The sequence below is a fragment of the Deltaproteobacteria bacterium genome, from assembly GCA_019308925.1.
Lineage (GTDB): Bacteria > Desulfobacterota > B13-G15 > B13-G15 > RBG-16-54-18 > JAFDHG01.
This window is the reverse complement of sequence record JAFDHG010000010.1, coordinates 1-26,955: the sequence shown is the minus strand read 5'-3', so window position 1 is coordinate 26,955 and position 26,955 is coordinate 1. Positions and strand designations below refer to the sequence as shown.

Below are 26,955 nucleotides of genomic sequence, written 5' to 3'. Positions count from 1 at the left end.
AAGGCATCAATTGATACCATACTTTAAATGAAAAGACCTTCTCATAAGGAACTTAACAACAAGATCAGACAGGCAAGGGAAGCAGTATTAGAAGATCGCATTGGTATTGTAGATCCAGTCTCCATTGCTGCCGATGCCTTGGAACTAGGCCACCTTATCGAAGATATTGAAAATGTCCTTTATGAGGTATTGAATGAAATAACGCCGCCTGATTATGCAGGGCAAAGACCTCCGCAACGTTCTTATGAGGACAAAATTAAGGATTGCGAGCTCTTCGCTTTTAGATGGGTAAGTAAGCGTTTGGGTTGTGAGGTCTATTTAAAGTTTACGCTCAAAGATGACAAAATGTGGCTTGTATCTTTTCACCAGCATAGAGAGGGAGAATAAAATGACGAAAAATGCTATGAACTGCCCAAATGGCCACGGGGCAATGCAGATTAAGAAATTGGATAAAAGTATAACGTTTCGTGGTGTTGATATAACTTTTCAAGCAGAATATTACGTATGCCTGGTTTGCGGCATAGAGGTGGGTACAATCGACCAGGCGGCTGCCACTCAGAGAGCGATTTCAGATGCCTACCGTAAAATGGTTGGTCTGCTGACAGGCAAGGAAATACGGGAACGTAGAAAAAAACTGGGCTTAACCCAAGACGATCTTGCAAGGCGGATGAGTGTTGGTATCGCTAGCATAAAGAGGTGGGAAGGGGGGCTGATCCAAAGCAAATCTATGGACAAGGCCCTGCGTACAGCCCTCCAGGGTCAGACAGTTGGAGATATTTATACAGGTAACCGAGTATTATCAATACCAAGAATAAAACTCGTCTTGAGGCAATTTGAGTCTATCCTGGGAAAAAGGCTTTTGGTAAAGAACGACAGGATGCTCTACGCAGCAAAGTATTTGTGGTATGCAGATATGGTGGCTTTTCGGGAGCTAGGGGAAAGTATGACCGGCTCTACTTATGCCCGGCTCCCGTGGGGTCCACAGCTTAATAACTATCGAGACCTGATTGATGAGATAAAGAATGCTGACGAGACAATGGCTGAACCACTTACAGTTGAAGAAAAAAGGATTATCACTAGAATTGCAAAAACCTTTCCTAAAAAGAGCATGGTATATCAAGCCACTCACAATGAAATAGTTTGGGAGAGAAAGACCTCGGGAGAACTTATTCCGTATACCAATTCGGCAGAATTGACGGAGATATAATTAGCAAGCCGTAATCACTGAATGTGGGGGGCTAGCGGAGGGCCCCGCGCATTGAGAAGGACAAAGTTACCGAAGATTCAATTCCACCACCTGAGACATACCTATGCAAACCTGCTTATCGCTCAAGGGGAGCATCCCAAGTACATTCAAAGTCACTTGAGCCACAGCAGTATAAATGTGACAATGGATATCTACGGCCACCTAATGAATACCGTTGAATACCGTGAATAGGGGGGCTGCAAGCCAGTTGGGGGGGGTCTGTTTTGGGTGACAAAAATGGCCACCCTGAGCATCAATTAGCACTTTTAGGTAGTTCGTAGAGTGTCAGTGGTGTCAGACCTACACTATTGACAAAACCTATCTGATTTGATATAAAATCTTCATGGGAAGGCCATTGAGGATTGAGTATCCTGGCGCTTTTTACCATGTCACCTCCCGGGGTAATGAACGAAGGCCCATCTTTTTGGCAAAGGAGGATTATGAGAGATTTACAGGTTACTTGGAATCAGCGACCGAGAGATATGGGGCTCAGATTCACTGCTTCTGTCTTATGCCCAATCACTACCATCTCCTCCTGGAGACCCCGAGGGGCAATCTCCACGTCATCCTTCACCATTTGAACACCAGTTACACCAACTATTTCAACCGAAATACAGGGAGGGTGGGCCACCTTTTTCAGGGGCGGTACCGGGCTATTTTGGTTGAAAGGGATAGCTACGCCTGGGAACTGTCGCGTTACATTCATTTAAATCCGCTCAGGGCGCATTTAGTGGATAATCCCTCGCAGTACCCTTGGAGCAGTTATATAGATTACGTAGGCAAGGGAAAGAGGTGGGGGTGGCTGCGGGTTGATTTCATATTGACTCAGCTCAGTTCGGATGAGAGGCGAGCTCGGAGGATGTATCGGGATTACGTGAGGGAAGGAATGGGAGAGGAAGTGGGGAATCCCCTAAAGAAGGTGATCGCATCGACCCTTTTGGGCTCTGAGGAGTTTGTGGCGTGGGTGAGGGAGAGATGGATTGGCAAGGTGGCCTCCCATCGTGATGTTCCAGCTTTGGGGAAGCTTTCTTTGCGGCCAGATTGTACCTCCATTTTAAGGGAGTGCGAGAAAAGATTTGGCAAGGGGGCGGTTGAGGCGAGAAGGGCAGCGATGTATCTCTGTCATCGGTTGAGTGGGAGGTCTTTGGGGGAAATCGGGGGGTTTTTTGGTGGGATCAGTCCCTCAGGCGTGAGCCAAAACACGCGACGATTTGAGGAGATCCTGAAGGCAGACGAGAAGCTATCCAAGGAGGTGTTGAAGCTCAAGCAATTATTGGAGTCAATAGTGTAGACCTGACACTTTATATTTCTCTGTGTGCAGCGGTACCAATCAAATATCAAACTCGTGTTCCAGTTATCGCTAGCATGGATGATTGGATTAAACATATAACGGGACAACAGCGAATAGATACTAGCAAATTATTTCCTCGTTTTGCGAGCACTAAAAGTGATCACTGGGCATATGAAAAGGAATGGCGATGTATTGGTAGCAAAAAAGAAGATAATGGAAAGCTATTTGAATTTTTTGACTTTTTGCCTCAGGAAATAGAAGCTATATACCTAGGTTGTAAAATTGAAGAACGAAAACGTAAACAGATTACTCAATGTTTAAGGGATAACCTAAGTCATGTAGAACTATATGAGGGAAGCAGAGATAACAGGAAATACGCATTAAACTTTAAAAGGCTAAGGTAATTTGAGATGGTAGCAAAATGGTAGCAAATAGTAAAAATGGGATTAGGCTCAATTGGCTAACCCCTTGAAATCACTGGCGCGCCCAGGGCGACTCGAACGCCCGACCTACGGATTCGTAGTCCGTCGCTCTATCCAACTGAGCTATGGGCGCTTTTTTTGAAAATTAATTTCCCCCTCCCCTTTATCCCCTCCCCCCAGGGGAGGAGAAGGATTCGAGTAAGATTATTTTCTAAATAACATCTTTAAACTTCAGCGTCAAGACCCTCCTGCTGCAAAGCGCTGGGCTGCGCGGTAACCAACGGGGTTGCCCACATCGAAACCCCTCCCCTCCAAGACCTTTCCCATTACCTCCCTTTCCTCACAGATCATCTGCAGCGCAGGGGTGTCATCCCATTCTTCCTCCCAGCCTTTGGTCCTCTCCAGATAGGAGAAGAAGTGAGGACCGAGGATCCACCTCCCAACCCCCTTAAGGATCTTCTTATCTTCTTTGAGGATCAAAGCACCTGGATGTTTACCCGAGAGGCCACGGACCTCCACGACCCCTGGCTTCCGTTCTCTCTTCTCAATGATCCCGACATTTCCGAACCCCTTTGCCTCCCTTGCCCCCAGAGAGAGGACCCCTATCGTGTCCAGTTCAAACCGCTGATAGAGAGGGATCATCTGGTCCAAGGCAGGGGTGCGGCCAAAGAAGATGAAGTCCGGCATCATCAAGGCAAAGGGCTCCTCCCCTACCAGTTCCCTTACCCTGTATATGGCCTCACCTGACCCCAAGGGGGCCGGCTGATCTATAAAAGTCAACCTTAAAGAAAAAGTCCTCCCCTTCCATCCCTCTGCTTGTAAGTCCTTCTGTAACTGCTCTGATTCGAGGTAGCGGCGCAGGGATTCCTTTCGTTCATTTACCACGATATATAGTTCTTCCAAACCAGAGAGGACGGCCTCACAGACGGCATATGAGATCATCGGTTTCCCCCCTATGAGGAGCATCTCCTTGATCTGCCCCCTCGCCAGGGAATGCATCCTGGTCCCCATGCCTGCAGCGGGGATAATCCCTTTTCTGATCTTTTCCATCTCCCTAAAGACAAAAAAATGGCGGAGAGAGAGGGATTCGAACCCTCGATCCCGGTTTCCCGGGATACTCGCTTAGCAGGCGAGCGCCTTCAGCCTAACTCGGCCATCTCTCCGCGATCCCCGCAACTGCGGAGATACCCTTAGCCTCTAGCAGGTAGCTTTCTTCTTACAGCTTGTTTCGTAAAGATGCCACTTGCTGCAACCAGGGCGTATGCCCATTCTGCAACGTTCTGGCTTAAATCTTTATCATGATACCCCTAAAGTACTACTAAGTCAAACTGCTACAAGTTCATCGCTATAAGCAACTCGTAAAATTTGCAAAGCAAATTTTCTGGCGGAGGGAGAGGGATTCGAACCCCCGTCCCCTTTTGGGGGAAGCGGTTTTCAAGACCGCCGCCTTAAACCACTCGGCCATCCCTCCGGGATCCCGCCTATGGCGGGATACTTTTTGCTCTTAGCCCTGAGCTTTTAGCTCTTTCTTTCAAACTCTAAAACGGGATTGACCCACTCCTCAAACCATTTCACTTATTTTACGTCTTCCGCTCGATCTTTGCAATGCCGCCCATGTACGGACGCAGGGCATCAGGGATCACCACACTTCCATCCTCCTGTTGATAGTTTTCTAAAATTGCCACCACAGTCCTGCCCACGGCTAACCCCGAGCCATTAATGGTGTGGACCAACTCCGTTCCCTTCACACCCCCCCGGCGGAAGCGGATATTGGCCCGACGGGCCTGAAACGCCTCGAAGTTGCTGCAGGAGGATATCTCCTTATAAACCCCTTGGCCAGGGAGCCATACCTCGATATCATAGGTCTTGGAGGCGGCAAACCCAAGATCACCTGTGCAGAGGGCGACCACCCGATAGTGGATCTTCAACCTCTGCAGGACCTCCTCAGCGTCTACAAGGAGACCCTCCAGCTCTTCATAGGAAGTCTCCGGTGTGGCAAACTTTACCAACTCCACCTTGTTGAACTGGTGCTGGCGTATAATTCCCCTCGTATCCTTCCCATAAGAACCCGCCTCCCTGCGAAAACAGGGGGTATATGCGCAATAATAGATGGGAAGGTCGTGCTCAGAGAGGGTCTCATCCCGATGGATATTGGTCACCGGGACCTCGGCCGTTGGGATGAGGAAATAATCCGTCCCTTCTATCTTGAACAGGTCCTCCTCAAACTTGGGCAGTTGCCCTGTGCCAGTCATCACGTCTCTGTTGACCATGAAAGGGGGGAGGACCTCTCGGTAGTTGTGCTCGCTGATGTGCAGATCGAGCATAAAATTTATCAGGGCCCTCTCCAACCGGGCCCCCAGATCTTTGTAAAGGGTGAACCTGGCCCCGGCCAGCTTGGCCCCACCTTTAAAATCGAGGATATCAAGGGCCTCGCCTATATCCCAGTGGGGTTTGGGCTCAAAGGAGAAGGTGGAAGGCTCACCCCATCTCCTCACCTCCACATTGTCCTCCTCTGTTCTGCCCACGGGAACTGAGTCATGGGGGATGTTGGGGATGGTGAGGAGAAAGGGTCGCATATTCTCCTCTTTTCCCTTTAAGACGGCCTCCAGGTCCTTGATCTCCTGGGATACCTGGCGCATCTGGGCGATCAACTCCTTCGCATCCCCCCCTTCCCTCTTGATCCTGCTGATTTCGTCCGTGACCTGGTTTCTTTGACTCCTGAGGACCTCCACCTGTTGGATCAGTTCCCGGCGTTGTTGATCTAGCTTTATAAAGGGATTTAGGTCAAGGTCATCACCCCTTTGGGCCAATTTCTCCCTGAGAAAATCTATCTTTTCTCGCACAAACTTCAGGTCCAACACTTTTTATCCTCTCCTCTGACCTTCCTCAAGCGATAATAGGGTAAAACGAAATCAACCGAAAGTCAAAATGGTAAGACCCAACTTGAGAGATATCCCTCTGCGGGGTTAAACGATCCAGCGGAGCTTTATGTCTTCCCGAATCTTACCAAAAACAGGATCACCAGTAAGAAGTTCGGCCCTTTTCCTCTTTACCAGTGCAAGGGCGAAACAGTCGGCATAGGCAATGGGGTACTTTCCTTTGAACTCAGCAGCCTCACGAGTCAGGCCCTTATCTGCGTCCACCAGTGTGATCGGGTACTTGGCTAATTGGAACACCACCGCCTCGGCCGCATCAGGCCCTTGCTCACGATATGTACTGTAGTAGACCTCGCCCCAATTGATGACGCTCATCCAGCCCCTGGCCTTCTTTTCATACAACTCCCTCAGCACATTCTCCACCTCATCAGCCCCTGGCTCATCCTCAAAGAATGCAATTATCGCAAAACTGTCAAAGACATAATCCTTCACCTCTCTGACTCCGCCTTTCTATCCTCAATAAGCCGTCTCAAGACCTTTCCCCTAGTCAAAAGCATACCCCGACCCGCCTTGATAGGATCATCAAAGATCGGTTCAAGGATGATTTTGCCATCGCGCTCAGAAACGGAAAATATCGTACCCTTTTGGATCTTCAGCCTCCTTCTCAGTGCAGCAGGTATCACTATTTGCCCCTTGGTGGTTACTCTCGTTTCCATATAGCCCACTCCCTTTTTTCTTACTTTCTAAAATTATTGTAAGACAAAATTAAGGGGAAGTAAAGAAGAAAGAGGTAAGGATGCATAATTGTTGACAGTACTCCATGAAGTACCTATAATTGGTGTGCACAGAGGACTGCTTTCAAATTAAGAATTGTAACCTAGTATTAATAAAGGAACCTTGATGAGCTACCATCAACCATTTCCTTGTACCGGCATGGTGAAGTTTCTCTCAAGAGGTTGTTGCCTGGGAAAAGTTATTGAGCCAATGCAATAAGGAGGTATCATGGGAGCATATGATGAACTCGTAATTAGTGCATTTGATCGGGCATGTGAGAAATTTTCCGACAAGCCAGCGATAATATATCTTGGTGAAAAGTTCTCTTATATGAGAATGAGAGAACTCATTGATAGATTTGCAACTGCTTTATATGAGTTAGGCGTCAGGGATAATGATAAGGTTATGATTTATATTCCAAATTGCCCGCAGTTCCTTATAGGATATTTCGGAGCTCAGCAGGTTGGGGCTGTACCGGTTCCGGTCTCTCCTATTTACACACCCTATGAGATAAGATACCTCATCAACGATGCTGGGGCCGAGACTGTCTTATGCCAGGACACGAATTTTAGATATATCAAAGAGGTCTTTCCAGGAACATGCCTAAAGAGGGCTATCATTACAAACTATGTGGATCTACTCCCTATGTATAAGCGTATCATCGGGATCTTGTTTGACAAAATACCAGATGGTATTACTGAGCGAGGTGAAAATATATATTTCTTCAAAGACTTAATTCGTAAATATCCACCTCAGCCACCAAAGATTAACATCAACCCAAGAACTCAACTCAGCTACATATTATACACAGGAGGGACTACCGGCTTCCCTAAGGGCTGCATGTCTACCCATACAGGTATGGTATCCTTCGTTGATGAGATTCGTGCAGCAGGTAAGGACTATATTTCAGAGGGAGATGATGTATTCATCATGGTGAATCCTCTTTTCCACCAGATGGCCCAGGGGATCATTTTGGGAATGGTTTTAACTAAAGGGAATACTGCTGTATTGATGCCCATACCTCAAGTGGATAGCATTTTAGATGCGGTACAGGTATACAAAGGGACTCTATTTTTGGGCGCACCAACCCTTTACCGTATGATCTTGGAAAATGATAGGTTAGACTTTTATGATTTAAGCTCACTGAGATACTGCTGGAGCGGTGGTGATGTCCTTCCCCTCGAGGTATTTAACAGGTGGAAAAAAAGGTTTGCTGTGCCAATACACCAAGTATACGGTTCAACCGAGGTAGGTTTTACCGCGATGAGCCCTCTGGACAGGGAGCCTACTCCGGGGAGCATTGGGCTTCCGCTACCATCCAGGGAGATCAAGATTGTAGACCCGGAAAGTCTGGAAGAAGTTCCTCCTGGCACGTCTGGGGAATTGTTGGTTACTTCTGAATATATCTCAAAGAGTTACTGGAATAAGCCAGAAGAGACTGCTGTTTCATATGTGAAGATCGATGGTAAAATCTGGTACCGTATGAATGATTATGTCCGAATGGGGAGTGATGGGCAACTATACTATGTCGATAGAAGTGCAGATGTCATAAAGTATAAGGGATATAGGGTTTCCTGTTCCGAAATCGAATCGGTATTGCAAGATCACCCCACTGTAATAGGTGCATGCGTGGTGGGTATTCCCGATTCCAAGGTAGGAGAACGTATCAAGGCAATAGTAGTGCTTAAGGAAGATGCGAGGGGTGTAAGCGGGGCTGAGTTGACTAAATGGTGCCGGGAAAAACTAGCTCCTTATAAGATTCCACAGTATATAGAATTTAGAGATATGCTTCCAAAATCCAAGGTAGGGAAGCTCTTGAGGCGAGAGATAAGGGATGAGGAGCGAAGACGGTTAACGAAGGGAAAGAAATCAATTAAGGTGTAAACGGATTTATTGTATTTCTGTAAGGTCTATAAATTAAACTCCAAAGTAAGCGGATTTTACATCCGGATTGTCCATCAATTCCTGAGAAGTACCTTCCAAAACAGCCCCCCCATTTTCCAGCACATAGCCGTAATCTATAATAGGCAAGATTGGCCTGGCATATTGCTCCGCGATCAATATCGTAATTCCCATTTGCTTATTGATCTCTTCGACTGCTTGAACAAGCGTTTCCTCTATTTTTGGGCTTAACCCGAGTAGAGGTTCGTCCAATAGGAGCAACTTCGGCTGGGCCATCAAGGCCCTCCCGATGGCAAGCATCTGCTGTTCACCACCACTGAGAAACCCTCCCTCTCTCTTTCTCAGTCCCTTTAGGGCCGGAAAGATGGTAAAAACGAAATCAAGTGTTTTCTTGGCTTGAGCTCTTGTAGCTAAACGGCCGCCAATCTTCAAATTTTCTAATACACTGCTTTCTGGAAAGATCCTGCGTCTTTCCGGACAAAGAATAATCCCTCTCTCAGCCCTTTCGCTAGGCATCATATTGGTGATATCCAACCCATCATATTCTATGTTTCCAAGTACTGTTATCCTTTCTCCCCCTTTCATTTCTTCTTTTCTCTTTATGTCTAGTATTATTCCTGAAATGGTATACATCAACGTGGATTTACCGGCACTGTTAGCTCCAAATGCCCCTGTGATTTCCCCCTTGCGACACCTTATATTAACATTATTTATGGCTATCGCATTTTCATAAAATACCATAAGATCCTTAACTTCTAACGATATCGGTTCAGTACCTCTGCTCTTAGGTAATCCTTCCTGCCTTCTTAGTTCTCGATGACCCCTTCTGGGACCTGCTCCCAGGTAAGCCTCCCTAACCTCTTGTTTCTCCATTACCTCTTCTGGGACACCTTCGGCAAGTTTTTCACCAAAATTCATTACAATTACCCTATTGACCAGCCTGAATAGTTCCCTCAATCTATGCTCTATCATAAGTAATGTAATGCCATCCATCTGTAACCTCTCTATGAGAGGTAACATACTAGCTATCTCACTCATGCTTAAACCTGAAAAGATTTCATCACATATTATTATCTCAGGCTTTAGCGCGATACACCTGGCAAGTTCAAGACGCTTAAGGTACCCAAGCGGTAAAGATGCGGCAATTTTATATGGAACACGGGCATCGCGTTCAAAACCAACTTCTTCTAAAACATCTATAGCCACTGTATCTGTGTCTCCAAGCTTTCCCTCCTTAGTTCCACGAACTCGCGGTGAGTTTAAAGGGACAACGAGGTTTTTGAATGCGGACAAGCTATGATATGGTCTCATTACTTGGAACGTTCTTGTAACCCCAACGTTAGCAATTTTATGTGGTTGTAAGCCCGTAATCTTTTTGCCTCTGAAGAAAACCTCCCCTGAATCAGGTTTTACAAAACCAGTAATGAGATTCACCAGCGTTGTCTTTCCAGAGCCGTTGGGACCGATGACCCCAAGAATCTCGCCTTTGGACAATGCAAAGCTTACATCCTTTATTGCTTTAACGCCCCCAAATGACTTACTAACATTTTTGACCTGGAGGAGAAATTCCTCGCCCATACTTATACCTCTATCCAATGCTCAAATTGATGATACTTCCGCTGAAGGTAGTTCATTAACCCTTCAGGCTTATATACGATAAAGCCTATCAAGATGAGGCAATAGAGAACTACCCTGAGCTGGCCAAAACCACGCAATGCCTCGGACATAGGGGTTAGGATGAAGGCACCCAGCACCGGGCCTACCAAGGTTCCCATTCCGCCCATCACAGCTGCGGCAATGGGGAGTATAGAAAAGTCCATAGCAAATAGGGATATACCCAACCAGCCATAAAGGTGGCTAAGGTAAGCACCGGCAAAACACCCTATCAACGATGTTATGAACACTGCCTTAATCCTGTATAAGGTTATGCTAATACCGGAGGCCTCGACTGCTTGGTCATTATCCTTTATGCCACGTAAAATCAACCCAACATCTTCGTTGACCAATCTTCTAAGTGCAAAGACCGAGACGATAACCATTCCCAGTATAAGATACTGGTCAACCCATACATTGGGGAAGGTTGCAAGGGCACTGATGCCTTCGGTACCCCTGAAAACATTTAGTGCAACGATGATATAAACCGCAAATAGTGGAAACATGAAGCTAACGATGGCAAAATAGATACCTCGTAATCGGAGGCAAGGGAGTAAGACCAAGGTGCTAATCACAGCTCCGGCAACTGAAGCAATAGGGATAGTCAGGACTGGTGGCCAGCCAAGATAGGCGTTCAAGATCCCCGATATGTATCCGCCAGCTCCAATGAAAAAGGCCCCACCCAAACAAACCAGCCCGACGTATTCAGCCAAGAAATCAAAGCCCAGGGCTAGCAATGCGTAGACCCCCGCTGAGCATAAGACCCTTTGCCAGTACATGCTCAAAACAAAGGGAAGCAAGAGTAGACCCGCGATTAAGACGAACCTCGGTATGACAAGATAAGCCATTCCCCTCCAGGAAGAGATGGCATATAGGCCCTCGGTTCGCACCTTTATGCCTCTGTCCAGCCTCTCTTTGCGCCTATCCCTTGTGACCAATATTAAACCCTCTCCTCAAGTTCTTTCTGTTTTCCCAAAAAACCTGAAGGCTTGAATATCAGTATCAATATAATGGCTCCAACAAGTACCACTGACTCCCATACAGCCCCGAGCAAGGTTGTGCTAATTATCATGGCAAAGCCAAGCACGAAGGATGCCAGTACCACACCTGCCCAACTTCCAAGTCCACCAATGATGCATACTGCAAGGGCGTAGATTAAGACCCTGTATCCCGCCTCGGCTGTGACATTACCGAGAGGAAGGATGATCAAAGCAGCCAGGCCGGCTAAGGCAGAACCGATGGATAGGGATATCTCCGCTGTTCGATCAGAATTTATTCCGAGCATCATGGCAGCACGTTCATCTTGTGCTATGGCTCTAAGGGATAACCCTATATTCGTATGGTGGGTGAAGAGCCACAACAATGCTACGACTAGCAATCCTCCCCCTATTATGATAAGCCGCTGAAAGTCCACTAGCACGCCGCATATGCTCACTTTTCCTTCTATAAATGGCGCCAGAACATAGAATGGACCGATGAAGCCCTTGAAACCGCCAATACCTTGCAAGCGCAGACCTTCCAGTATGATTAAGCTAACAGCGAATGAGGCGATAATCTCCGATGTTGCCATACCCCTTAGGCGTATGAGAATTAAACGGTATATAATAAAGCCAAGAAATGCCACAATAACCAAGGATAGGATGATAGCTAGTGCGTAATTTATCTTTAAATCATTCACGAAACTCCAGGTTAAAAAGCCGGCCAAAACATATAAGGCGCCGTGAGCAAAGTTGGGCAATCTGCTTACTCCATAGACCAGGGTAAAGCCAACAGCTATCAGGAGAAATGTAATACTATTAACTGTTCCGTAGATTAATATATGCATCTGATATACTACTTATATTTAAGGAAACTAGCAAAGAGGGTCTAAGAGAAATAGGCCCCCCAGCATGGGACGGGGGGCCTAACCAATATCATTTATTTGAACTGATATCATTTTAGCCAAGGGGGCATCTTAATGGTACCAGTGGCTGCTGCCTCTGGAAAGATACACACCCTCTTACCATCTTGCCATTGGATCCAACAACCTAATACGCTCGTCTTTGGATCATAGCCATAAATGATCTGATGGTTTTGATCGAACCTGATCGTTCCCCGAACAGCTGGAAGATTTGTCTTCTCAAGGGCAGCTATCAGGGCATCTTTTTTAAGGGTTCCGGCCCGTTCAATGGCATCTTTCAATACAAAAAGTGCCTCATAGGCGCTTACGCATCCAGTGCTCCGAGGTGCTACACCCCACCTTTTCTTAAAGGCGTTATAGAATTTCATGGTCTTTGGCATTACATTGCTGGGGACAGAGCCAGTCTCCGAAAGAGTGACCACAGTGTAAGCGCCTTTGCCCTTGGTTGCCTTCCAGAAACCAGGGTCCTCGGCAGCACCGATGAAACCAATGGGTAGTGCCGGCACCTCCATCTCAGCCCACTGCCTCAAGAGAATGGAAGTTTCCGGTGAATAGGCCCACATAAACAAAACTTGTGCCCCTGATTTCTTGCATTCGCTCAGTGCTACAGAGTAATCAGTGGTACCAATGGGATGTTTGTCGTGGCCTACGATTTCCCAGCCATCTTTTACTGCGAGCTTTTCCACAATTCCCGCGGCCTTACGGCACATCAGACTGTCGTCGATGGATATGAACATCTTGTTGAAGCCGTACTGCTCTTTGATTTTATGGAGCAAATCAACTCCCTCTTTTATATACCACTTAACACTGCCGCTAGCCCTAAAGGAATACTTATATTTTTTAGGATCACTGGCTACCTTTTTATCCCAGCTGGGTGTATAACACCCAATGGAGACTATATCTACTATCTTGTACCTTGCGTATAAATCCATAGCTGCAATTCCACACTCTGACATGCAAGGACCACCAACGATAACAGCTGACTTTTTTTGTAAAATCAGCTTTTCTATTGCTAGAAGCACTTCACTAGTAGGAACACCGGGTTCTTCATCACGGGTATCGATTATTTCAAGTTTAAGAGGACGCATTACACCACCGACATTGACCCCACCTGCAGCATTAATTTCCTCTGCAGCTAAGATCATGCCCCGTTCGCCATTTTGCCCATATGCACTCGCCCGGGGAACAGGACATCCTACAATTATAGGTTTACCCTTCTTTCCTGCTTTGGCGCTGATCACCCCAAAAGCCCCTATCATTGTTACCGCTATAAACAAAACCAAGATTGCTCGAAAAACCTTGCTCTTCATAAGACACCTCCTTATTGTTAAAGTGGTTATAAAATCATTATGTGTTCTGGAAAACGTTCTGTTATATTACCTTTCTGTTTTTAAAAGTCAAGCTCAAAAATCCCAGAAGTTTCCTCAAAAATTTCAAAAATCCCAATTACCATAACTATCTCTTCAATAAAGCACCTAAATGGTGCACAAGGACCATCTTCAGAGCATTTTTCCAGATCTCGAATACACCCCCCCAACTTTTTTATTCCATAATTGGGAAGGGCACGTGGCAAAGACATCTTTACCACGTGCCGAGGGGTTTGACAAAATAAACGACGAAGTGATAGCAATAGATACGAAGAAGGGATCAATGATGTGGGACGAGGTCAGCGAGGCGCTGAAAAATACAGACATTCAGGGCTGGAAGAGGATAACTGTAGAGTTCGGCAAAGCTGAGCTGGAGATCATCGTCCCTCCCCAGCTTGAGGTCCTGGAGATGACGGAAATCCCTCCCCTCCCAGATCCACAAAAGGCCATTGATGAGGCCTTAAAACATCCCATTGCCAGCCCCGCCTTGCAGGAGATCATCAAGCGGAAGGGAAGGCCACCTCACCAAATCTCTGTGTGCATCGCCGTCTCCGATATCACCAGGCCAATCCCCTATCAGGGGAAAGGAGGTATTCTCCTACCGCTACTTCGAGCCCTAGAGACATGTAATATCAAGAGGGAGAATATCATGCTCCTGGTCGCAACAGGTATGCATCGGGCTAGCACTGAAGAGGAAAAGGTTCAGATGTTCGGAGATGAGGTGATGGGGCGTTACCCCATCAAAGATCACGATTGCGAGGATCAGGCCAACCTGGCCTATGTAGGGAGGACCAGCCGAGGGACTCAGGTCTTCATCGATAAAGACTTCTACAGGGCAGATCTGCGCATCACCACCGGCCTGGTAGAAACTCATTTCATGGCGGGCTTTTCTGGTGGCAGAAAGGCAATCTGCCCTGGTCTGGTGGATAAACAGACCATAGAACGCTTTCATGGGCCGGAGCTCTTGGAGCATCCCCTTTCTGCCAATCTGGTCCTGGAGGGAAACCCCTGTCATGAGGAGGCATTGGAGATAGCCCAGGCCGTGGGGGTAGCCTTCACCCTAAATGTTACGCTGAACCGCGACCTCAAGCTCACCGGGATCTTCGCTGGAGATCTGGTTCAGGCCCATCTGGAGTCCTGCCAAAAGGTGAGGGAAGAGGTGGCCATCCTCATTGACCATCCCTACGACATCGTCCTCACCCATGCGGGTTATGTCGGCATAAATCACTATCAGACTGCCAAGGCAGCAGTGGGGGCCCTGCCTGCCGTCAAAGAGGGGGGAACCATCATCATCGCCGCGAACAATCTCGATCCCGAGCCCATTGGAGGGCCAGAATACAAGAGGTTGCTGCATCTGTTGAAGATGCAAGGCCCACAGGGATACTTAGACCTCATCCGTTCACCTAGCTGGACCTTCACCAAGGATCAATGGGAAACAGAGATGTGGACGAAGGTCATGCGTAGGGTCTCAGCAGAAAGGCTGATCTACTGCTCTCCTAATATCCATTCGCAGGGTTACAAGATCATCCCCGGGGTCAGCGGCTATGTTTACCTGGGGGACGAGGAGATGAAAAAGCCCCTCCTGGAGAGGGCTCAACTGATGATCCAGCGGGCCCTCATCCATGCCGTATACCGGATCCAAAGGATAGGGAAAGAGCCCACCCTTGCCTTTATTAAAGAAGGGCCTTACGCGGTACCTCTCTTCCAAAGTTAGAAAAATCACTGACACTCCCCCAATGCCTTTTTCAGAAATTGTCCGGTATAGGAATGGGGCATGTCGGCCACCGCCTCGGGGGTACCCAAGGCAATTACCTCCCCCCCCTCATCACCCCCCTCTGGTCCCAGGTCGATGATGTAGTCAGCACACTTGATGACATCTAGGTTGTGTTCGATGACGATGACGGTGTTGCCGGCATCCACCAGGCGATTAAGCACATCAAGGAGCTTCTGGATCTCGGCAAAGTGGAGCCCTGTGGTGGGCTCATCAAGGATGTAGACGGTCCTGCCGGTATCCCTCTTGCCCAGCTCCCTGGCCAGCTTCACCCTTTGGGCCTCTCCCCCGGAGAGGGTGGGCGCGGGCTGTCCCAGTTTGATATAGCCCAACCCCACATCGGCCAATATCCGAAGCCTCTTCTTCAAGAGAGGGATATGGCGAAAGAACTCCAAGGTCTCCTCCACCGTCATCTCCAGGATCTCTGATATATCCCTCCCCTTGTATCGTATCTCCAAGGTCTCCCGGTTGAAGCGTTTTCCCTTACACTCATCACAGGTCACATAGACGTCAGGGAGGAAGTGCATCTCGATCCGGATGATCCCCTCCCCCTGGCACGCCTCACACCTGCCACCTTTCACATTAAAACTGAATCTACCCTGGGTGTAGCCCCGAACCTTCGCTTCGGGGAGTTGGGAGAAGAGGTCTCTGATGAAGGTAAAGACCCCTGTATAGGTAGCGGGGTTGGAGCGGGCAGTCCTTCCGATGGGCATCTGGTCGATCTCCACCACCTTGTTCACCTTTTCTATCCCTCTGAGGGCCTCAAACTCCCCCGCCCTCTCCTTGGCACTGTGGAGGCGTTGGGCCAGGACACGGTAAAGGGTATCGATGATCAAGGTACTTTTGCCAGAGCCGGAGACCCCGGTCACACAGGTGAAGACCCCCAGGGGTATCTCGGCACTGATCCCCTTCAGATTATTGGCCCTGGCCCCCTTGATGATCAAAAATCCCTTATCCCTGTGCCTCCTCCCTGGGGGCACGGGGATGGTGAGACGACCTGAGAGGTACTTTCCGGTCAGAGATCCCTCATCCTCAACCAACTCCTGTGGGGTGCCGGTAAATACCACCTCCCCTCCGTGCACACCTGCCCCGGGCCCCATGTCGATGACATGGTCGGCGCAGAGGATGGTCTGAGGGTCGTGTTCCACCACGATGACGGTGTTGCCCAGATCCCGCAATCGCCTCAAAGTGACCAACAGCCTGAGGTTGTCCCTGAGGTGCAGGCCGACACTTGGCTCATCCAGGATATAGAGGACCCCGGTGAGGCCCGATCCTATCTGGGTGGCCAGCCTTATCCTCTCCCCCTCCCCTCCGGAGAGGGTGGAGGAGGCCCTCTCTAGGGAGAGGTAGTCCAGCCCCACGCTCATCAGGAAACTGAGCCTCTCCCTGATCTCTCGCAGTATTAACCTGGCTATCTCCTCCTCCTTGGGGGTGAGCCTCACCTCCTGGAAAAAGGCGAGGGCTTCCTTAATGGAGCACTCCGTCACCTCCGCGATGGACTTTCCCTGAAACCGCACATGCAGCGCCTCCTTCCTCAACCTAGTCCCCCTACAATCAGGACACGGAAAGGCGCCCATCTCCCATCCCGATCCCTCGGGGGACGAGGATTCCCTCGGGAGAAACCCCAACCCCCCACAGCGGGGGCATGCCCCATAGGGGCTGTTGAAGGAAAACAGCCTGGGGGATACCTCGGGATAGCTCACCCCGCATCCAAGGCAGGCGAACCTCTCGCTGAAGACAAGCTCCTCACCTTCATCCACTGCCACCTTCACCACCCCTTCCCCATACTTCAGGGCCAGCTCCATTGATTCGGTGATCCTGTTCTTGATCCCTTTACGCATCACGAGCCGATCGACCACCAACTCTATGTCGTGCCTCTTGTTCTTATCAAGGGCTATCTCTTCCCCCAGATCCCTGATGGTCCCATCTATACTCACCCGGACAAACCCCTCCCCCCGTAGTTGATCCAAAAGCTTCTTATACTCCCCCTTCCTCCCCTTCACCAGGGGGGCCATGATGATCAAACGGCTTCCCCCGGGGAGGGTTAAGAGCTGATCTACCATTTGCTGGGGGGTCTGCGACCTGATCTCCCGGCCACAGCTATAGCAGTGGGGGCGTCCTACTCGAGCGAACAGAAGGCGGAGATAGTCGTAGATCTCTGTTACCGTCCCCACAGTGGAGCGCGGATTCCTACTTATCCCCTTCTGCTCAATGGCGATGGCGGGGGAGAGGCCCTCAATGGAGTCCACATCAGGTTTATCCATCCGCTCCAAAAACTGCCTGGCATAGGCAGAGAGGGACTCCACATACCTCCTCTGCCCCTCGGCATAGATGGTGTCAAAGGCAAGGGAGGACTTGCCCGAACCGCTGATCCCGGTGATCACCACCATTCGCCCCTTGGGGATCTCCAGGTCTATATCTTTGAGATTGTGTTGTCTCGCTCCCTTTATTACTATTTTGTCCTCGTTCATAATGAACCCTATAAGGGTTTACCCACACCCCCGATCATGAAGATACCATTTCCCAAAGAGGGATTCAAGGATTCTAGGATTCGAGGGGTCTAGGATTTTAGCAAAGGGGAAACCACTTGAATCCTTGAACCCTAGAACCCTTTCTTTTCGGGGGGTTTCAGGGGGTACAGCCCCCTGAAGTGAGATTAAAACAGACGTTAAGCGCTTATTAATCATCTAGTGCTATTTATTTACCGTAATTTCACGATAACTTTTTAACAAAAATTCAGATGTCAGTAAAGGGTTGACAAATTTCAGGTTTTGCTTTTTACTTAACATATATTTTGAGAAGGAGACAGAGGTTGCTCGAGGGTGTCTTGCAGGAGATATTAAATATCATCTACGGGATGGTGGACCACCTGCCTGAGGTCAAGATATCCATAGGTATCGGCATCGGCTTGGCCATCTTGACTTACTTCAGGGGTCGTTTGGGGATCTTTCTGATCTTCATCGTGCTCACCATCCTCGCCGCCTGTTCCTTTTTCGCAGAAGGCGACATCTATCAGATATCCATAGAGAGGGTCATTGCCGGCATTGTCCTCGGATTATTCGCCTTTGTCATAAATATCTACCTCTTTGTGCGCACCGTCGCCGATTGGAGGGATTGAGATCTCACCGCACTTCCCCTAGCCCCCTGATGACCTACAAGAAAATAGAGATCGAAGGCCTCAACGAGACCGCCCTCGGAAAAAAGTAAAGGATAGATTTCTTGATTTCCGCTACGGATGATGTTAACCTATGCAAAAGAAGCCAAATATAACTGGGACATAAAGAGGAGCTAATAAATGAAAAATGGGTATTATCAAGAAAGAATTAGAGATATATATGGTTATATCAGTGATAACCTATATCTCAATAGACCGGACATAGATATAAAAGGAGAAAGATTCAACTCTACTCTCCTGTTTTGTCTCCTCACAGGCCTCAATGGGGGCAAGGAGCTTATCATCGGAGAGCCTGGTCTGGGCAAGACAACCTCAGCGGAATATGCGGGTTCCATCCTCTACCGGTATCCCCTGGGAGTGATCTGGGGGAGTGAGGTCTCCGGACACCCTGAACAGACAGAGGAAAAGATCATCGGCAGACCCGATCTAGGTGAACTAAACAAGGGAAAGGAAGAGGTGGTCTGGACCAACTTTGCACAGATCCCCGTGAAGATCGTGGACGAAATAAACCGCCTCCCTGAGACCAAACAGAGTATGATCTTGAACGGTGTAGATCGGGGAAACTGGGAATATCTCAACGAGATCTTGATCAATGATGAATATTCCCTTTTTGCTACGGCCAACTATCAGGACAGGGGAACGAATACCATCATCGCCCCCCTCATCGACCGTTTCGACATCCTGGTGGAGTCAAGACACCCAGGTCCAAACATAGCCTTCACCATCGGTAAGGAGACGAGGCTGAACCATCCCCTCCGGCACCCCCAGTATGAGAAGGACCTATACCAGATACTCAGGGGAAACAAACCCTATGATGAAAAGATGGCCATGGCCGAGGAGATCTGTGACCTCGTCGGCGAGCATATGAAGGAAACCCTTGGGGTAAAAGGTCTAAACAAAGGAGAGAGGAGCGAGATCAAGGAGGAGATGGTAGATATAGATTTCGATCTCGATGCCAACGCCTTTGTGCGCACGCTGCTGGCAGAGCTCTCCTTCTGCCACAAGTACGGACAGAAGAGGTCGGTAGAAGTATGTGAAGAGGGATGCCACTATACGGGCTATCTATGCCATCACATCAAAAACTGTGCCTCCAATAGACTCCCTACCTCAATCAGGAATTATTCTCAGGCCTTGGCCTGGTTCTTGGAGGATGACGAGATAGACATCGAGCACGTCAGGTTGGTCATCCCCTACACCCTGGCCCATCGGATCCAGTGGAAGGATTCCTACCTCTCCAGAAAGGAGGGAGAGGGAAGGAATGACCCATTTCAGATATACTTGGCCAAGGAGGCAACAGAGGAGATCTTTCAGAGATACAACGAGCAAAGAGAATATCTCCTGGAGGCACTTTCCATAGGGTGGAGGGCCTTTGCCGGGGAAGAGATAACCCCCCTGGATGGAGATCACCCCATTTATGAAGAGATAAAAAAAGACATCGGTGCCAAAGATGAAAAATCCTTTTGAGGCCTTTCACCAAACCAGCAGTCGCAAGCGCGAGATCCCCCTGGATAAGATCTTAAAATCCAAGGAAGAGACTCTCTCTAAGGTTCTCAAGGGATACGAAGACCTATTGAAAAATGAGGCCAAAGACTTGGTTTGGCTGATGCAGTATAGTACTGTGATCAAGGCCTATAGCATAGCGGAGAAGGGGATAGAGGGGATAGAGTATACGGCCGAGGACATAGAGGAGTTTTGTTATGCCCTAGACCGCACAGACCAGATTCCCTACCTGATAACAGGTCCTGCAGGGGTCTATATCTCCACCCTTTGTAACTACGCCAAGGAGGAGGAAATCGCCCTCCATCTGCGAGACCTCAATGTCAAGATTAACCTCCTGGGATACCGCCTCCCCCCCAATAAAAAATTGATCGTGGAGGGGAATGTGGGCGACTTTACGGGGATAGGGCTGGATGGAGGAGAATTGATCATTGAGGGGAGCGGCAAGAATTACACGGGGGCGGGGATGAAGCGGGGAAAAATCATCGTAAGGCATAATCTCGGCTTTAACACAGGACATGGCATGACCGGGGGTGAGATAATTGCAGGGGGGAGGATAAAAGGTTTGGGAAAGATAGTAGGGGGGAAGATCTTCGAGAGGGAACACCCCATCTTCCCCAATGAGGGAGTAAAACCCTTCTACTTTTGAGACCTGGCGATGGAAATCGAAAAGATCATTCGAAAGGTTTGGCCCAAGGTGAGGAAAAAACACCTCTTTCCCCAAATTCCCCCACCGAAGGTGATCGAGGGAGGAGAGGAGGTGGCCCTGGAGATCAAGAGTAAGCAGCTCTTCATCAGCAATTCCTTTTATGAAAAGCTGAAGGATACGATGGAGGGGGAAGAGATCGTCGAAGCGGTTCTCGACCATGGGATCACCCATTATATGTATTGTCCCTGGGATTTCCACACCCACCTCACTCTTTACAACGAGGCCAAAAAGGTGGTGAGAAAGAAAGAGGTAGCCCAAAAGGCGACCACCTATTTTATGGATGTGGTAACGGATACCTATTGTGTAAAGGAAAAAGATACAAAAATTCCTAATTTATACAAAAACCTCCCCAAGACCGGGGTCCATGAGGTGCTGGCCTCCCTTTATGAAAAGATCTGGGGGGTGGATCTGGGGGGTGGAGGCTTCGATGAGCGTGTCAATCGCCTCTCCCGTATTCCCTATCTGGAACGAAAAAGATGGGAGGAAAGCATAAAAAAATTCACCAAGGTCATTCAGGATATCCTCGAAGAGGAATTAGAAAATGAGCAAGAGAACCCCCAGAGAAGACCCAACCCCTTAGGGGAACATTCTTTGGACAACTACTCCTTGGATGAGATCGATCGTGGATTGAGGGATTTCGCCTCTGCTGTGCAGGATTTACAGGAGTTCAAGGAAACGGTGGAAGATTTAAGGGAGGAATTGGAGGAGAAGGGATATGCCACCGGAGGAATGGGAAGGGGCAAGGGGAATCCCATCGATGCCAATCTCCTCTATTATATGAAACTGGCCGAGAGCTATACCCTTCCCATAAGAAAACTCCCCATAGAAAAGAGGGGTGACCTCCATCCCCATTCTCATATGCCCTGGGAGATGGGAAAACCCTTTGCTGATATAGACGTCTGGACCAGTTTCGGCAAGATCATGCCTGGCATAACCCAAATTTGGATGAAAAGAGAGGGGGAGACCTATGGGGAATTAGAAGGGACCCCTGACTGTCTCATCATCATCGATTCTTCCGGAAGCATGATCAATCCCCGAGAGAGGTTATCGTACGCGGTCCTGGGGGCAGCCTGTGCTTGCAACGCCTACCTGAAGAATGAGTCCAGAGCTGCTGTCTATAACTTCAGTGATGCCTTGAGGGGGAATAAAATCGTCCTGGACTTCAACCAAGAAAAAGAACAGATTTACCAGGCTATATGCAGATACTTCGGCGGGGGTACAGCCTTGGATCTGGGCGACATACAATATCTGTTGTCCTGTGCGGACAACCCCGATATCTTCATTATCACGGATATGCAGATCACCAATCTCGAAAAACTCATCGGGTTTTTCAATCAGATCGAAAATAGGGTAACAGCCGTTCATTTGGGCCACAACGTACATCCCACCCGCTCTAAGGAGGGGACAGAGACGAAAAAGAATATCTCCCTCTTTAACATTAAGGACAAAGAAGATATTCCCAAGATTGTCTTGGGGAAGATTAAAGAATACCTGGCCTCAACCTCTGAATGGGGATGAGGCATGAGAAAAGGGCAAGCACTAAATACCCCTCTATAAATGGAGGGAGGAGAGCTTCCGAGGGGAAAAGTTCCATAAAAAGAGAATAATATCTCTTCATCTTACAACCTTAAATGATTAACAGTTGACAGCCAAAGGAGTGGTGATTATTTTTTATTTGGAATTGCACAAAATTCTCGAGGCCAAAAAGAGGAGAAAGGGATGATATTTGTACCCAGATCAAAAGATGGAAAAGGGAAGGAGAAGGTCTCCATCCCCAGCCGCTTGCCCATATTACCCCTAAGGGGGACTGTCCTTTTCCCCGAACTCATCCTCCCCATCATGGTGGGAAGGAAGAAATCAGTGAAATTGATCGATGAGGCTATGGAGGGGGAAAGGATCATAGGAGTGGTTACCCAACATAGCTCGGAAGTCGAGGACCCCCACCCCAATGAGCTTTATACCATAGGGGTTGCAGCGCACTTGGTCCGCATGGTGAAGGAGGTTGACGGTACCCAACGTGTCATTGTCCAGGGTCTCGAGCGGATCAAGACCCTGCGCTATATCAAAAATGATCCCTATTTTGTGGCCGAGGTAGAAGTGATCCCCGAGGAGGAGGCCAAAGATGTAGAGACCAATGCCTTGATCATGAACCTGAAAAACCTCTTCCAAAAGGCAGTGGAACTGGCACCCTACCTTAGTGCGGAGCTGAAGAATATGGTCCTGAACATAAAGGACCCCGGCATCTTGGCCGATATTATCGCCTCCAACCTCAATGTGAACCCGGCAGAAAAACAAGAGGTTCTGGAGACCTTCAAAATAAAGGACCGCCTCAGCAAGATCCACTTCATGCTTACCAAAGAGCTCCAGATACTGGAGCTGGGAGACAAGATTCAATCCCAGGTCAAAGAGGATATCGACAAGACGCAGCGGGAGTACTATCTGAGGGAGCAGCTCAAGGCCATCAAAAGAGAGCTGGGTGAGGCCGATGAACATAGTGCTGAACTAAAGGAGTTAAAAGAAAAGATCGAAGAGGCAAGGATGCCCGAAGAGGCAAGGAAGGCAGCGGAAAAGGAGCTGGACAGGCTCTCTAAGATGCCTCCTGCCTCGGCAGAATACACCGTGGCCAGGACCTACCTCGATTGGCTGGTAGAGCTCCCCTGGTCAAAGGGCACCGATGACAAGATCGACATCCCCCATGCCCAGACGATATTGAATGAAGATCACTATGACCTGGAAAAGGTGAAAAAGAGGATATTAGAGTATCTGGCTGTACGCAAGTTGAAAAATGACATGAAGGGTCCTATCCTCTGCTTTGTAGGACCACCTGGGGTGGGGAAGACCTCATTGGGGAGGTCCATCGCCAGGGCCATGGGCCGAAAGTTCACTAGGATCTCCCTGGGTGGGGTTAGAGACGAGGCAGAGATAAGGGGGCATAGAAGGACCTATGTCGGTGCCCTGCCAGGCAGGATAATACAAGGTATCAAAAAGACCAGTAGCAATAACCCCATCTTCATGCTTGATGAGGTGGATAAGATCGGCATCGATTTTAGGGGGGATCCATCCTCTGCCCTGCTGGAGGTGTTGGACCCTGAGCAGAACTTTTCGTTCTCCGATCACTACATTGATGTCCCCTTTGATCTATCGAAGGTGATGTTCATTACCACGGCCAATGTGCTCGAGACCATCCCTCCGTCCTTAAAAGATCGCATGGAGGTCTTGGAACTCCCTGGATACTCGGACGATGAAAAACTGATGATCGCCAAAAAACACCTCATCGCCAAACAACTCAACGAACATGGGCTTTCCTCCGAATTGTTGGAGTTCGAAGATGAGGCCCTCCTGATGATCATAAATTCCTATACCAGAGAGGCTGGGGTGAGAAACCTGGAGAGGGAGATCGCGGCGATCTGCCGCGCGGTGGCCAAGGAGGTGGCAGAAGGAAAACAGGGAAAGGTCACTGTGGGACCTGACATGTTGCACGGGTTTTTAGGCCCTGTTAAGTTCTTCCCCGAGGTGGCAGAGAGGACCTCTGACCCAGGGGTAGCCACAGGTCTTGCCTGGACCCCCACCGGAGGTGACATCATCTTTGTGGAGGCCACCAAGATGCAGGGGGAAAAGGGGCTTACCCTGACAGGGCAACTGGGTGAGGTGATGAAAGAATCGGCCCAGGCCGCCCTCAGTTACGTCAGATCCAAGGCCAAAGAGCTGGGGATCGAGGAGAACTTTTACCAGAAGCACGATATCCACATCCATGTCCCCGCTGGAGGCATCCCCAAAGACGGACCCTCAGCAGGGATTGCCATGTTCATAGCCCTTACCTCACTGCTGACCAACAAATCCGTGCGCAGCGATGTGGCCATGACCGGGGAGATCACCCTGAGGGGGATGATCCTCCCCGTCGGTGGGATCAAGGAGAAGATCTTGGCGGGAAAGAGGGCGGGGATCAAAACCATCATCCTGCCCAAAAAGAACGAAAAGGACCTAGAGGAACTGGCAGATCATATCAAAGAGGGGTTGAGATTTAGGTTCGTCCAGCGCATAGACGAGGTAGTAAGGATAGCCCTGGCATGAACCCTTTGGTATAAAAAATAAAAAAGGGGGCCAAAAGAGGGTCCCTTTTTTTACTGAAGACCCTCAGGGTTCCAGGGATCTAGGGGCCCAGGGTTCCAGTGAAAAAACAAATTTTGGATCCTTTTTATGGAATGCCTCCTGAAGTAGACGATCTGAAGGTCCCTCTTGAACCCTTGAATCCTCGAATCCTTGAACCCTTATTTGAGGGAAGGGATATTTTCATGGACTGAGGGTAAACCCTCATGAGGGTTTAAAAGGGGGAGTAATAATGCGAATCATCCTCTTTGCGGGGAAGGGCGGCGTAGGTAAAACCAGTATTGCGGCGGCAACTGGCCTGCGAGCGGCCCAATTGGGACACCGAACCTTGGTCATGTCCCTGGACGCAGCTCACAGCCTCTCCGATTCCTTCGACCTTGACAAAAGGCTAATGGATATAAACAAGGGGAGGCCTGCGCAAGTAGCTGAAAATCTATGGATTCAAGAGATTGACACCCAAGAGGAAATCCAAAAAAACTGGAAGGATGTATACCAATACACCGCCACCCTGATCAGTGCCTCAGGTATTGAAGAGATCTTGGCTGAGGAATTGGCTATCATCCCAGGGATGGAAGAGGTAAGCAGCCTTCTGTACATTAATCGATACGCCAGTCAAAATGAGTTTGATACTATCTTACTAGATTGTGCCCCCACTGGAGAGTCCATTCGCTTTATCAGCATTCCCACGGCCTTAGAATGGTATATGAAAAAACTCTTCAAGGTCGAGAGAAAGCTGACCAGATATGTCCGGCCTGTGGCGGAAAGGGTCTATGACCTCCCCCTTCCTGAAGATGAATACTTTGAAAACATACAGATCCTTTTTCAAAGACTGGAAGGGGTAGAGAAACTTCTCACCAACCCTCGGATTACCTCCGTCAGGTTGGCGACCAACCCCGAAAAGATCGTGATCAAGGAGACCCAGCGGGCCTTTATGTATTTCTCACTCTACGGACTTTGTATAGATGCCGTCATCATCAATAGGGTCTTCCCGGACGAGATCTCCGACGCCTATTTCCACCGCTGGATGGGGACACAAGGCCGTCATATCCAAGAGTCAGAAAGGTATTTTGATCCTGTACCCATATTTAAACTGGCCCTCTTTAAGGACGAAGTAGTTGGGGAGAAAGATCTAAAAGAGTTGGCCCATCAGCTCTATGGGAAAAGAGACCCCACCGAGGTGTTTTTCGCGGAGAGCCCTTATAAGTTCAGCAAAAAGGACGGGAATTACTATTTGAGCATCAAACTCCCCTTTACCACCAAGGAGGATTTAGACCTGAGCAAAAGCGGGGAGGAACTGATCCTCAGGATAGGAGGGGTAAAGAGGCATATCCTTTTGCCCAAAAATATCGCCCACCTTACCCCCTTAGGGGCAAAGATAAAAGGAGAAAATCTCACTATAAGCTTTGGAGGGAAAAAAGATGGTTAGGCGCAAGACAGTCAGGACCAAGGAGAGGGAGCCCATGGAGGAGTGTCCTATTTATGCATTCCTCAGTTGGATCAAAGGTCGTAAGGCAAAGAAACCTCAGTTTTGGGAGCATATGGACAATGCCCGCATTGAATTTCTGGAGGGGTTCAAATCGCTCATCGATGAAAGGATAGAATTTCTCAAAAAGCAGAAGGAAAAGACGAGAAAAAGGGGCGTTACCAAGATTGAAGTGGAGGAGTGACCCATCTTAGAGTGCTCCTATATCCCTACAGGGGGAAGAAGGGGGTATGTCGCCCTCACCTCCTTTGCTTGTATTTTTTCACCTTAAAGGACCTCTAAATTCATTGACTGTTGGGGATTATTGAGATATTTCTTCTTGATAAACACCCAACTCTTGCAAGGGTAAGAAGTGAAGATAACCGCCATTATACCTGCAAGATATGGTTCTACTCGCCTGCCAGGCAAGCCCTTGCTAGAGGTAAAGGGAAAACCCCTTATCCAATACGTCTACGAACGGGTTAAGGCCTCGTCGGTCCAACAGGTAATCGTGGCCATCGACGATGAGCGTATATTGTCCAAGGTAAGGGAATTCGGGGGGGAGGCCGTGTTGACCTCTCCATACCATCGTTCTGGAACGGATAGGGTGGCCGAAGTGGCGGCGGATGTGGAATCCGATGTCGTTGTGAACGTTCAGGGAGACGAACCCCTCATAAAGCCGGAGGACATCGACCGTGCCATCACCCCCTTTCTGAAGGACTCATCAATTCAAATGACTACCCTCATCGCCCCCCTGGCGAACGGCGCCGATCTATACAACCCCCATGTGGTCAAGGTGGTCG

At 48.8% G+C, this 26,955-nt stretch carries 23 protein-coding genes, 3 tRNA genes and 1 pseudogene; 14 read left to right on the top strand and 13 right to left on the bottom strand.

Going from position 1 to position 26,955, the window contains the following annotated elements; all coding sequences use genetic code 11:
• Nucleotides 1-27: 27 nt before the first annotated feature.
• The 4 genes from JRI46_02750 to JRI46_02735 all read left to right on the top strand — a co-directional run bounded on the left by JRI46_02750 (nt 28) and on the right by JRI46_02735 (nt 2,537).
• Nucleotides 28-387 (top strand): hypothetical protein, encoded by a 360-nt coding sequence (locus tag JRI46_02750; GenBank protein MBW2038503.1) that lies wholly within the window; start codon nt 28-30, stop codon nt 385-387.
• A gap of 1 nt (nt 388) precedes the next feature.
• Nucleotides 389-1,207 (top strand): type II toxin-antitoxin system MqsA family antitoxin, encoded by an 819-nt coding sequence (locus tag JRI46_02745; protein ID MBW2038502.1) that lies wholly within the window; start codon nt 389-391, stop codon nt 1,205-1,207.
• Between the two features lie 21 nt (nt 1,208-1,228).
• A complete protein-coding gene (locus tag JRI46_02740) occupies nt 1,229-1,438 on the top strand; it encodes a tyrosine-type recombinase/integrase (protein ID MBW2038501.1) in 210 nt (69 codons plus the stop codon).
• A gap of 151 nt (nt 1,439-1,589) precedes the next feature.
• The gene (locus tag JRI46_02735; GenBank protein MBW2038500.1) at nt 1,590-2,537 is read left to right on the top strand and encodes a transposase; all 948 of its coding nucleotides are present in this window, start codon (nt 1,590-1,592) and stop codon (nt 2,535-2,537) included.
• A 478-nt stretch (nt 2,538-3,015) separates the two neighbouring features.
• Here the strand turns inward: JRI46_02735 and JRI46_02730 are convergent.
• From JRI46_02730 to JRI46_02700, 7 genes are all read right to left on the bottom strand, one after another.
• Nucleotides 3,016-3,092: transfer RNA gene (locus tag JRI46_02730), tRNA-Arg, on the bottom strand.
• Nucleotides 3,093-3,196: 104 nt separating this feature from the next.
• The gene (locus JRI46_02725) at nt 3,197-4,009 is read right to left on the bottom strand and encodes an NTP transferase domain-containing protein (protein MBW2038499.1); all 813 of its coding nucleotides are present in this window, start codon (nt 4,007-4,009) and stop codon (nt 3,197-3,199) included.
• Nucleotides 4,010-4,028: 19 nt separating this feature from the next.
• Nucleotides 4,029-4,122: transfer RNA gene (locus JRI46_02720), tRNA-Ser, on the bottom strand.
• Nucleotides 4,123-4,341: 219 nt separating this feature from the next.
• A tRNA-Ser gene (locus tag JRI46_02715) sits at nt 4,342-4,430 on the bottom strand.
• Nucleotides 4,431-4,539: 109 nt separating this feature from the next.
• Complete coding sequence (gene serS, locus JRI46_02710; protein MBW2038498.1) at nt 4,540-5,820, bottom strand: serine--tRNA ligase; 1,281 nt, start codon at nt 5,818-5,820, stop codon at nt 4,540-4,542.
• A 105-nt stretch (nt 5,821-5,925) separates the two neighbouring features.
• Nucleotides 5,926-6,327, bottom strand: coding sequence for a type II toxin-antitoxin system VapC family toxin (locus JRI46_02705; GenBank protein MBW2038497.1), 402 nt, complete (start codon nt 6,325-6,327; stop codon nt 5,926-5,928).
• Nucleotides 6,324-6,551 (bottom strand): AbrB/MazE/SpoVT family DNA-binding domain-containing protein, encoded by a 228-nt coding sequence (locus JRI46_02700; protein ID MBW2038496.1) that lies wholly within the window; start codon nt 6,549-6,551, stop codon nt 6,324-6,326. The genes JRI46_02705 and JRI46_02700 overlap by 4 nt, the downstream gene beginning before the upstream one ends.
• A 286-nt stretch (nt 6,552-6,837) precedes the next feature.
• Between JRI46_02700 and JRI46_02695 the strand changes: the two genes are divergently transcribed.
• Nucleotides 6,838-8,493, top strand: coding sequence for an AMP-binding protein (locus JRI46_02695; protein ID MBW2038495.1), 1,656 nt, complete (start codon nt 6,838-6,840; stop codon nt 8,491-8,493).
• A 33-nt stretch (nt 8,494-8,526) separates the two neighbouring features.
• Here JRI46_02695 and JRI46_02690 read toward each other — a convergent pair whose 3' ends face one another.
• The 5 genes and pseudogenes from JRI46_02690 to JRI46_02670 form a co-directional block, all read right to left on the bottom strand.
• Nucleotides 8,527-9,252: an ATP-binding cassette domain-containing protein gene (locus tag JRI46_02690; protein ID MBW2038494.1), complete on the bottom strand. Its 726-nt coding sequence runs from the start codon at nt 9,250-9,252 to the stop codon at nt 8,527-8,529.
• A gap of 93 nt (nt 9,253-9,345) precedes the next feature.
• Nucleotides 9,346-10,089: pseudogene (locus JRI46_02685) on the bottom strand (ABC transporter ATP-binding protein).
• 2 nt (nt 10,090-10,091) lie between these two features.
• Entirely contained in the window at nt 10,092-11,012 is a 921-nt protein-coding gene (locus JRI46_02680; protein ID MBW2038493.1) for a branched-chain amino acid ABC transporter permease, read from the bottom strand.
• Between the two features lie 92 nt (nt 11,013-11,104).
• Complete coding sequence (locus tag JRI46_02675) at nt 11,105-11,989, bottom strand: branched-chain amino acid ABC transporter permease (GenBank protein MBW2038492.1); 885 nt, start codon at nt 11,987-11,989, stop codon at nt 11,105-11,107.
• A gap of 107 nt (nt 11,990-12,096) precedes the next feature.
• Nucleotides 12,097-13,374, bottom strand: a complete 1,278-nt coding sequence (locus tag JRI46_02670; GenBank protein ID MBW2038491.1) for an ABC transporter substrate-binding protein — start codon at nt 13,372-13,374, stop codon at nt 12,097-12,099.
• A gap of 256 nt (nt 13,375-13,630) precedes the next feature.
• Here JRI46_02670 and larA point away from each other — a divergent pair, with 256 nt between their 5' ends.
• Entirely contained in the window at nt 13,631-15,145 is a 1,515-nt protein-coding gene (gene larA, locus JRI46_02665; protein MBW2038490.1) for a nickel-dependent lactate racemase, read from the top strand.
• Between the two features lie 5 nt (nt 15,146-15,150).
• On the opposite strand, the gene uvrA is transcribed toward larA, so the two are convergent.
• Nucleotides 15,151-17,673, bottom strand: coding sequence for an excinuclease ABC subunit UvrA (gene uvrA, locus JRI46_02660; GenBank protein MBW2038489.1), 2,523 nt, complete (start codon nt 17,671-17,673; stop codon nt 15,151-15,153).
• Nucleotides 17,674-18,014: 341 nt separating this feature from the next.
• Between uvrA and JRI46_02655 the strand changes: the two genes are divergently transcribed.
• The 8 genes from JRI46_02655 to JRI46_02620 all read left to right on the top strand — a co-directional run.
• Nucleotides 18,015-18,320 (top strand): hypothetical protein, encoded by a 306-nt coding sequence (locus JRI46_02655; GenBank protein ID MBW2038488.1) that lies wholly within the window; start codon nt 18,015-18,017, stop codon nt 18,318-18,320.
• A 177-nt stretch (nt 18,321-18,497) separates the two neighbouring features.
• Nucleotides 18,498-19,841, top strand: a complete 1,344-nt coding sequence (locus JRI46_02650; GenBank protein ID MBW2038487.1) for an AAA family ATPase — start codon at nt 18,498-18,500, stop codon at nt 19,839-19,841.
• Nucleotides 19,816-20,523, top strand: coding sequence for a hypothetical protein (locus JRI46_02645; protein MBW2038486.1), 708 nt, complete (start codon nt 19,816-19,818; stop codon nt 20,521-20,523). Before JRI46_02650 ends, JRI46_02645 begins: the two co-directional genes overlap by 26 nt.
• A 9-nt stretch (nt 20,524-20,532) precedes the next feature.
• Nucleotides 20,533-22,101: a VWA domain-containing protein gene (locus tag JRI46_02640; GenBank protein MBW2038485.1), complete on the top strand. Its 1,569-nt coding sequence runs from the start codon at nt 20,533-20,535 to the stop codon at nt 22,099-22,101.
• A 201-nt stretch (nt 22,102-22,302) separates the two neighbouring features.
• Nucleotides 22,303-24,654 carry an endopeptidase La gene (lon, locus tag JRI46_02635; protein ID MBW2038484.1) on the top strand — a complete coding sequence of 784 codons (2,352 nt, stop codon included), beginning with the start codon at nt 22,303-22,305 and terminating at the stop codon, nt 24,652-24,654.
• 268 nt (nt 24,655-24,922) lie between these two features.
• Nucleotides 24,923-26,116 (top strand): ArsA family ATPase, encoded by a 1,194-nt coding sequence (locus JRI46_02630; protein ID MBW2038483.1) that lies wholly within the window; start codon nt 24,923-24,925, stop codon nt 26,114-26,116.
• Nucleotides 26,109-26,357 (top strand): hypothetical protein, encoded by a 249-nt coding sequence (locus JRI46_02625; protein ID MBW2038482.1) that lies wholly within the window; start codon nt 26,109-26,111, stop codon nt 26,355-26,357. The genes JRI46_02630 and JRI46_02625 overlap by 8 nt, the downstream gene beginning before the upstream one ends.
• 168 nt (nt 26,358-26,525) lie before the next feature.
• The coding region (locus JRI46_02620; GenBank protein ID MBW2038481.1) for an NTP transferase domain-containing protein at nt 26,526-26,955 on the top strand (430 nt) is incomplete at its 3' end.